General features: G+C 75.5%; 5 protein-coding genes. 1 reads left to right on the forward strand and 4 read right to left on the reverse strand.

All coding sequences use genetic code 11. From position 1 onward, the window contains the following. Positions 1–93 precede the first annotated feature (93 nt). From ACI798_RS15740 to ACI798_RS15755, 4 genes are all read right to left on the reverse strand, one after another. Entirely contained in the window at positions 94–1,497 is a 1,404-nt protein-coding gene (locus ACI798_RS15740) for a glycine--tRNA ligase (protein WP_457048352.1), read from the reverse strand. Positions 1,498–1,591: 94 nt separating this feature from the next. After that, a complete protein-coding gene (locus tag ACI798_RS15745; protein WP_456941642.1) occupies positions 1,592–2,602 on the reverse strand; it encodes a hypothetical protein in 1,011 nt (336 codons plus the stop codon). A 39-nt stretch (positions 2,603–2,641) separates the two neighbouring features. After that, entirely contained in the window at positions 2,642–2,959 is a 318-nt protein-coding gene (locus ACI798_RS15750) for an antibiotic biosynthesis monooxygenase family protein (protein WP_456941641.1), read from the reverse strand. Between the two features lie 85 nt (positions 2,960–3,044). Next, positions 3,045–3,896: a hypothetical protein gene (locus ACI798_RS15755; protein WP_456941640.1), complete on the reverse strand. Its 852-nt coding sequence runs from the start codon at positions 3,894–3,896 to the stop codon at positions 3,045–3,047. A 280-nt stretch (positions 3,897–4,176) separates the two neighbouring features. Between ACI798_RS15755 and ACI798_RS15760 the strand changes: the two genes are divergently transcribed. Beyond that, positions 4,177–6,006, forward strand: a complete 1,830-nt coding sequence (locus tag ACI798_RS15760; RefSeq protein WP_457048353.1) for a serine/threonine-protein kinase — start codon at positions 4,177–4,179, stop codon at positions 6,004–6,006. Positions 6,007–6,115: the final 109 nt, after the last annotated feature.

Here is a 6,115-nt window from a genome sequence, read left to right on the forward strand (position 1 = left end):
GGGGCGCGCTGCCGCCCGGGCCGGCGCCGGCCCGCGTACCTCCGTCGCGCCCGTCCGCGGAGGTGCCCCGGGCACCTCCGCGGACGTGTGCGCTCAGCAGCCGGGGAGCCGGGCGGCCAGGTAGGACTCCACCCGGTCCAGGCCGATGCGCTCCTGGCCCATCGAGTCGCGCTCCCGCACGGTCACGGCGTCGTCGTCGAGGGTGTCGAAGTCGACGGTGAGGCAGAACGGCGTGCCGATCTCGTCCTGGCGGCGGTAGCGGCGGCCGATGGCGCCGGCGTCGTCGAAGTCGACGTTCCAGTTCCGGCGCAGCGTCGCGGCCAGGTCACGCGCCTTGGGCGAGAGGTCGGCGTTGCGCGACAGCGGCAGGACGGCGGCCTTGACCGGCGCCAGCCGCGGGTCCAGCCGCAGCACCGTGCGGGTGTCGACGCCGCCCTTGGCGTTGGGCGCCTCGTCCTCGGTGTAGGCCTCGACGAGGAAGGCCATCAGCGAGCGGGTGAGGCCGGCCGCCGGCTCGATGACGTACGGCGTCCAGCGGGTGTTGCTGGCCTGGTCGAAGTAGGACAGGTCCACGCCCGAGTGCTCGGTGTGCGTGGACAGGTCGAAGTCGGTGCGGTTGGCGATGCCCTCGAGCTCGCCCCACTCCGAGCCCTGGAAGCCGAAGCGGTACTCGATGTCGACGGTGCGCTTCGAGTAGTGCGACAGCTTCTCCTTCGGGTGCTCGAAGTGCCGCAGGTTGTCCGGGGAGATGCCCAGGTCGGTGTACCAGCGGGTCCGCTCGTCGATCCAGTACTGGTGCCACTCCTCGTCGCTGCCCGGCTCGACGAAGAACTCCATCTCCATCTGCTCGAACTCGCGGGTGCGGAAGATGAAGTTGCCCGGGGTGATCTCGTTGCGGAAGGACTTGCCGATCTGGCCGATGCCGAACGGCGGCTTCTTCCGCGCCGCGCCCATGACGTTGGCGAAGTTGACGAAGATGCCCTGCGCGGTCTCCGGGCGCAGGTAGTGCAGCCCCGACTCGTCCTCGACCGGGCCGAGGAAGGTCTTGAGCATCATGTTGAAGTCGCGCGGCTCGGTCCACTGGCCGGTGACACCGCAGTTGGGGCAGGTGACCTCGGTGAGGCCGTTCTCCGGGAGCCGCCCCTTCTTCGCCTCGAAGGCCTCCTCGAGGTGGTCGGCCCGGAAGCGCTTGTGGCAGTTCTGGCACTCGGTCAGCGGGTCGGTGAAGACGCCGACGTGACCGGAGGCGACCCAGGTCTGCCGCGGCAGGATCACCGAGGAGTCCAGGCCGACGATGTCGTCCCGGCTCTGCACGACGGTGCGCCACCACTGCCGCTTGATGTTCTCCTTGAGCTCGACGCCCAGGGGCCCGTAGTCCCAGGCGGAGCGGGTGCCGCCGTAGATCTCCCCCGACGGGAAGACGAACCCCCGGCGCTTGCAGAGGTTGACCACCTTGTCGAGGCGGGCGGGGTCGTGCGTGGTGCTGCTGGCGCTCACGAGCTCGGTGCTCCATCCGGCTGGCGGTCGGCGGTTGACCCGCCCACGGTAGACGCCCGGCCTGAGCGGCCCCCGGCCGCGGCGGCCGCCCTGCCTACGGGGAGGTGTAGCCGCAGACGGCCGGCCCGCCCTCGTCCACCACGGTGACGACGAACGTGGCCGGCTGGCCGCTGTCGAGGGTCACCTCGAAGGTGACCTCGTCGACGTCGTCGGCCGCCGTCGCGCCGGTGGCCGAGCCCTCGGTGATCCGGCCGCCGAGGAAGGTGTCGAAGTCGGCGAGCACCGCCTGCCCGTCGGGGAACTGGCCCTGCCCGTCGGCGCACAGGCCGTCGTAGGCCGCGGCCGCGTCGCGGTCGACCACCGACTGCACCCACGAGGCGGCGAACTCCGGGCTGCCGGGGACGTTGAGGTCCCCGCCCGCTCCCCCGCCGCCGCCTCCGGTCGGGGTGCCGGCGCCGCCGCCGAAGCCGCCCTCACCGGACGACGACCCCGGCGAGGAGGACGAGGGCGACGACGAGGACGAGGTGGACGAGGACGGGGTGGACGCCGACGTGCTCGCCGACGTCGCCGTCGTGGCCGGGCCGTCGCCGTCGTCGTCCCGGGAGAGCAGGACCGCGGCGAGCACACCGCCACCGACCAGGAGGACGGCGAGCGTGGCGAGCAGGGCGACCAGCGGGCCCCGGCTCCTCCGCGGCGGCGGCGGCGGGGCGCCGTACCCGGGTGGTCCGTAGCCGGGCGGCCCGTAGCCCGGCGGCCCGTACCCCGGCGCACCGGCGGGCGGCTGTCCGAACGGGGGCGGCTGGCCGTAGCCGGGCTGGGGCCGGCCCTGGGGCGGCGGTCCGTACGGGGGCGGGGCGTACGGCGGCTGTCCGTAGGGGGGCTGCTGCGGGGTCTGCTGCTGCGGGGTCTGCTGCTGCGGGATCTGCTGGCCGGGGGCGCCCAGCCGCAGGGTGGGGTCGCGCTGGTCGTGACCGCCGGGCACCGGACCGCCGGACACCGGCCCGGTGGGCTGGTCCGGGCGCGGCAGCGGGGGCGGCGGGGGGAGGCGCACCTCGCGGGTGCGGTCGGGCGGCGGCGTCCCGTCGTCCTGCGGCGGCTGGCTCATCGCGCCCCTCCCGGCCCGGTGTGGACTGTCCCGCGCAGGCTACGCACCCGGGACCTGCGCGGCCGGGCGCGCGCCGGGCCCGTCGGCGGGCAGGTAGGCGCCCGGCTCGTCGAGGGCGTGCACCCACACCGGCGCGCCGGCGACCTTGACCTCCGGGGCCGACAGCGCGCGGCGGTAGGCGCCCACGCCCTCCCAGCGGGTGACCAGCGCCCACAGCGTCGGGTCGTCGGCGCAGCGGCCGGCCTCCCCGCCGCGGCAGCCGGGCCGGGCGGTCAGCGCCGCGAGCAGCCCGTCGACGGCGTCGGCGAGGCGGGCCGCCTCGGTCTCGGGCACGCGCAGCCGGGTCACCGCGAACACCGGCCCATCGTGCCGCACGACCGGCGGCACGGGCGCCGACGGCCGGCCCCCGCACGCTGCGGGGACCGGCCGTCGGAGGGGTGCGTCAGCCGAAGTTGCAGACCGTGAGGTCCTGGCCGACCCACACCTGCACGCTCTGGGTGGTGCCGTCGTCGAGGGTCAGCTCGAAGGTCGCGACGTCGACGGCGTTGGCCGCGTCGTACTCGATGCTGACCAGGCCGCCCTCGGCGATCGTGTGGCCGCCCAGGACCTGGCTGTAGAAGTACAGCGTCAGGTACTCGTCGGGGGCGTACTCGGTGCCGGCCGAGCCCTGCTGGGCCGCGGCCTGCAGCTCGGCGCAGGACAGGCCGTAGGCGGTGGCGTAGTCGAAGTCGTACACCGCCTGGACCCACGCGAGCGCGAGGTCGGAGGAGCCGGGGATCTGGCCGGCGTCGGCGCCGCCGGTGTCGTTGCCCATCGGGGTGCCGGTGCTGCCGCCCCCGCCGTTGCCGGGGGTGCCGGCGCCCGGCGGCACACCGACCGGGCCGCCCATGTCCATGCCCATGCCCGAGCCGGTGTCCGCACCGGTGTCGGAGCCGGTGTCGGAGCCGCCGTCCGCGCCCTCGTCGCCGTCCTCACCGCCGTCGTCGGAGGCGTCCGCCGACGTCGAGGACTCCTGCGCCGCCGGGGCGGGGGTGTCGTCGCCGCGGAGGAGGAAGAAGAGGAGCACGCCGACGCCGGCCAGCACCACGACCAGCCCGGTGATCACCCAGGGCAGGACGCTCTTCTTCTGCGGCGGCTGCCCGTAGCCGCCGGGGCCGAAGCCGGGGCCGCCGCCCGGGCCGAAGCCGCCCGGCGCGCCGTAGCCGCCGGGGGCGCCGTACTGACCGGGCGCGCCGTACTGACCGGGCTGCGCGTACTGACTCGGCGCGCCGTACTGGCCGGGGGGCTGACTCATCTGCTTCTTCCGTTCGTGGGGACGGGCGCTGGGGGCCCGAGAGCGAGAGGAAGATAGGGAGACTCCGCCGTCCCGACCACAGGTTCGCGCGCGGCAGTTCCGCGGCCGGGTCACGCGCCGGTCACGGTCCGCCGCCCGGCGTCCGCCCCGTCCCTCCGGCCGACGAGCCACGGCCGAGACGCTGGTCGGGTCGCGGACCCGTCCCTAGACTCCGCCGTCGACCCGCACCCGGCCCCGGCTCCGACGAGCGCCCCGGGCTGCGGCACACGGAGGATCACCGGTGGAGTTGCAACAGTTCGGCCCCTACCGCATCGAGGCGCTGCTCGGCCGCGGCGGGATGGGAGAGGTGTACCGCGCCTTCGACACCGAGCACGACCGCACGGTCGCGCTCAAGGTGCTCTCCGAGCACCTGGCCGCGGACCGCGGCTACCGCGAGCGCTTCCGCCGCGAGGCGCACCTGGCGGCGCGGCTGAACGAGCCGCACATCGTCCCGATCCACCGCTACGGCGAGATCGAGGGCCGGCTGTTCCTGGACATGCGCCTGGTGCCCGGCCGCGACGTCGCCGCGGTCCTGGCCGAGGAGGGGCCGATGAGCCCCGAGCGGGCGGTCGGCGTCGTCAGCCAGACCGCCCGGGCCCTCGACGCCGCGCACGCCGACGGCCTGGTGCACCGCGACGTCAAGCCCTCCAACGTCCTGCTGACCGGCAGTGGCGACGACGAGTTCGTCTACCTGGTGGACTTCGGCATCGCCCGGTCGACGTCGGACGCACAGGGTCCGGCGCTGACCCAGACCGGCGCCGCGCTCGGCTCCTTCGACTACATGGCGCCCGAGCGGTTCCTCGAGAAGCCGATCGACCAGCGCGTCGACGTCTACGCCCTCGCGTGCGTGCTGTTCGAGTGCCTCACCGGCCGGCGTCCGTTCACCGGCGACGGGCTGGCCACGCTCATGTACGCGCACCTCAACACGACCCCGCAGCCGCCGTCCGCGCTGCGGCCGGGCCTGCCCCGCGGCCTGGACGACGTCGTCCTCAAGGGCCTGGCCAAGGAGCCCGACGAGCGGTACGCGACGTGCGGCGAGTTCGCCGCGGCCGCGCGGGCGGCGCTGAGCTCGGCCGGCGTGACGGTGCGGTCCGAGGCCGCGCCGCCGACGTCGGTCGCCCCGCTGCCGGTCCACCCGCAGACCGTGGGCTTCTCGAACCCCGGTCCCGCCGGCGGCTACGGGGCGCCGTCGCACCCGGGCGCGCCCGCGGCGCTGTACGGCCCGCCGTCCGACCCCGGCCCGCCCACCGGCTACGGCCCCCCGTCGAACCCGGGCCCGCCGACCGGCTACGGCCCGCCGTCGAACCCCGGCCCGCCCACCGGCTTCCCGCCGCCGGCGGGGCCCGGGTTCCCGCCGCCGGCCGGCTCCTCGGCCTCGGGCGGCGGGAGGGGCTCGAGCAAGCTGCCGCTGCTGATCGTGGGTGCCGCGGTGGCGCTGATCGCGGTCGTGGTCGGGGTCATCGCCCTGGCCGGCGGCTTCAGCGGCGGCGACGACGTCCGGGCCGACGACACCGACACCTCGACGGGGAACACCTCCGACGCGAACACGTCGACGGGGAACACGTCGGACGGGAACACCTCCGGCGGCAGCACCGGCGGCGGGACCTCCACGGACGCCCAGGACCAGCTGCTGGCGATCATCCCGGGCGACTTCGACCCGGCGGCCTGCGAGGCCGCGGACCCGGCCGGGGACGGCGACGTCGCCGCGGTCAACTGCGGCGCCGCCGCGACCCAGCCCGGCCCCGAGGCGTCGTCGTTCTACCTGTACGAGGACGCCGCGACCGTCGACTCCGTCTTCCTCGCGGACATGACGCGCGAGGGCGTCAGCGCCTTCACCGGACAGCCGGACTGTGCCACCGGGCAGGGCTACGACGAGTACACGATCAACGGGGTGGATGCCGGCCGGCTCGGCTGCTTCGTCGACGGCGACAACAACGCGATCCTGTACTGGACGCAGGACGACCTGGCCGCCGAGGGCATCGTGGCCATCCAGAACGGCGGCCAGGCCGGGCTGGGGACGCTGTACGCCTGGTGGACCGACAGCACGCACAGCGACTTCACGCAGCGCTGACCGGCTCCCGGCCCCGCACGCGACGAGGGTCCCGTGCCCCCCCGCCGGGGGGGCCGGGTGCCGCGGGGCGGCGGGTTCCGGTCAGGCGCGGGCGGGGGCCCCCGCCGCG

The sequence above is a fragment of the Geodermatophilus sp. SYSU D01045 genome (assembly GCF_054050295.1).